Below are 2759 nucleotides of genomic sequence, written 5' to 3'. Positions count from 1 at the left end.
GAAAGGAACGATAATAGACAGTATCGTGTAAACAAATAAAGAGGCTCGTTCACGGCCTAAATCGGTTTGCGAAAAATGATCTTGACGCGGAAGTAAAACATCGCGTAAAATGAACATGAATGAGGCCGTTTTATTTGTATAATCAATGCGTTAGAAACTTTTATTATACACCAAAACCAGGTCTCATTCATCATTAACCTGTTATTTTTAAACTAATATATCTTTTTTTCGATAATGCAGCTCACCTACATTAGTTAATGGTAATATTTTTCAAAATTAGCCTTTACTAATGTTTGTGTGCGCTAAAAATTAGGAAACTTCAGTTGTTACAATATATTTGCCATAAGGCATCTGAGCCATATTCAACTATCTCAGAATTTGCTTGCTTTAAGCCATCAGAATCATCTCTGTAAAGATTTTCATTTTCTTGCTCTAAAGACCAACAACACCCTAAATAAATGGGGATTTCTTTATTAGTTTTACTACAAATAAAACCTTGTAGTAGTCCTTCATCGCTATCTTTCCAGTTCTTAATATTATTAAAAAGGATTGTTTTTTCTATCAAAACATAGTTTAAAAAAGATAATGTATCTATGTATTTATAAATACACGTTTCATCTGGTAGTTCTTTTATTTCATCATTTAAGTCCATCACTTCTTCCCCGTAACCGCCTTAACATCCACCAACAAATCCCCAAACTTACCGTAATTAACCTTAACACCACCATCTAAATCTAAACTAATACGCATATCGGCATAGTGTTTGAGTTTATCGTCAAACTCACTGAGTTCAGTTTGTTTTTTCTCTAAAGCAGTGAGGGATTTTTTATGGCGATTGGCTTCGGCGGTGCTGCTGGCTTCTTCGATTTGTTTTTGTAACACCATGGCGGAAGATTCGTATTTGCCTAATAACGGGGTGACGTATTCGGTGCGCATGCGGGATAAGGTGCTTTCGTTGTAGCGGTGTAGGTACACGAGGCATTCAAAGGCTTTTTGTTTGCCTGAGCTGAATAGCCAATAAATCGGGCGTTTTTTGTAGGTTTTTAGGTGGTCTTTATAGAATTGGGTGGATAGATAACGGCGGATTGCGTCTAAGCTGGTTTCGCTGTTTTTGGGTTTTATGGCGTATAAACCCAGGCTTTCGGCGATGAAGTCTAGGTTTTGTTGTTGATTTTCTTCTCCCCATGCGGCACGCACAAATTCGGCAATACGCAGGGTGGCATCGTCGGCGAACCATTCTTGGTCGGTTAGAGGGATTATTCCATCGTCATCGGGCGGAAAGTGGCGAGTGGCAAGTGCTGAGTGATGAGTTACACTTTCAGACTGCTGCGTAGTGAATTGAGCATTTTCGATATTTCCTCTAATAAGAGCAGAATTTCCTGAATTTGATTGCTGCTCACATACCTCAGTCGCTGAGCTATCAAGGTTTGTGTTTCCACTTCCGCTCTTGATCCCAGAGCTATTGATAGAAAATTGCGAAACTCCGCTGTCGATTTCCGCGCTTGACCTTCCGCTATATTCGATGGAACCGACACGGCTACCCGACAAATTTGACTGGTCAAGCCGTACCTCTCTTCTTTCGGAAATACTTTGGTCATTCGATAAACTCGCTCCACCAACTCCATCGATTTCTGCCACACGATCAAGTCCTGATAACTCTTTACTCTCCCCTCGTTGTTCATTACTTTCCACTCCTTCAGTGGTTTTAGTGGTCAGTGCTGAGTGATCAGTGGATAGTTTCTCTCCACTCGCCACTCTCCCCTCATCACTCTCTACTCCGTCATAGATTGTGCTGAAGTCTTTATTGCCTGCGTGGGCGTAGATTAAGCCTGCTTTATCTAGGCGATAGCGCCCCATCATGCAGCCGATGGCATAGCTGATAAGTTCGGCGAGGGTATCGGATTGAAAGCGGTTTTCTAGGGCTTCTTCGGAGTGCTTGCTGCCATAACGGTATTGGGGATTGACGGTTAAGGTAATCTGCTCTAAAGGCACCTCGGGGGTGAGTTCGTCTTGTAAGCCGTAGGCATCAATAAACAAGCGGTTGTTTTCTTGTTCGAGGCTTTGCATTTCGGCGATGGTTGCGCGGTTTTTGCGTTGCCATTGGGTGTAAATGTTTGCCAAGCTTAAAACACCCTCGTTCCCAGCGTCCTCGGTGGGAATGCAGACGGTGCTTTCATTTGACTCGGTATGCATTCCCACGCTGAAGCGTGGGAATGAGGCAGGTTTTATGTCGGCTGGGTTAGTGGATTTATCGCGTAACCCAGCATTTTCGGCTTCGCTTTGCTGGGTTACGCTATCACTAACCCAGCCTACGGTGTTTGTTAAAGGGTTGTTTTGGAAATCCCATGAGGTTTCGTAGGTGTTCCAGTCGGTTTTTGATTGATTAATCAATCAATCTACATTACTACTTGAGATGTTTTCTGTAAAAGGTAACTGATTAAAATTACCTATTTGAAAGTGTAGAGTTGGATTTATTACTTTTGCTACCCAGTTTATAAAAGTCAAATTAGAAAAACAAAGAATATCTTGTAACTCATAATTACCCTTAAATGCAGACATTCCTGTCACATCAAAAATAAATCCTTTTGGGAAATATCTAAATCCCGCAATACCTGAAGTCACATCCGACCAACTCACCGATGATTTAAAATAATAGCTTGGATTTCTAACCACTGAACGCTGTTTACCTTTATTATCCACAAAGCCACGAATTTCTTCACCATCATTTTTCCAGTTCACCACAAAATCTTGATTACCGT

At 41.2% G+C, this 2759-nt stretch carries 2 protein-coding genes and 1 pseudogene; all 3 read right to left on the bottom strand.

The annotated features are described in order from the left end of the window. Positions 1–319 precede the first annotated feature (319 nt). Positions 320–652: a hypothetical protein gene (locus BTHERMOSOX_RS10200; protein WP_138121048.1), complete on the bottom strand. Its 333-nt coding sequence runs from the start codon at positions 650–652 to the stop codon at positions 320–322. Beyond that, positions 652–1293 (bottom strand): annotated as a pseudogene (locus BTHERMOSOX_RS10195) (BREX-1 system adenine-specific DNA-methyltransferase PglX); the annotation flags it as partial. The gene BTHERMOSOX_RS10200 and the pseudogene BTHERMOSOX_RS10195, both read right to left, overlap by 1 nt. A 1098-nt stretch (positions 1294–2391) precedes the next feature. Further along, positions 2392–2759, bottom strand: a 368-nt coding sequence (locus BTHERMOSOX_RS10180) for a hypothetical protein (protein WP_171004742.1), incomplete at its 5' end; no start/stop codon positions are given.

It is taken from the genome of Bathymodiolus heckerae thiotrophic gill symbiont (assembly GCF_900128515.1).
GTDB lineage: Bacteria > Pseudomonadota > Gammaproteobacteria > PS1 > Pseudothioglobaceae > Thioglobus_A.
Note: the sequence above shows the minus strand (reverse complement) of the source record. Positions and strands in the feature narration are given on the sequence as shown.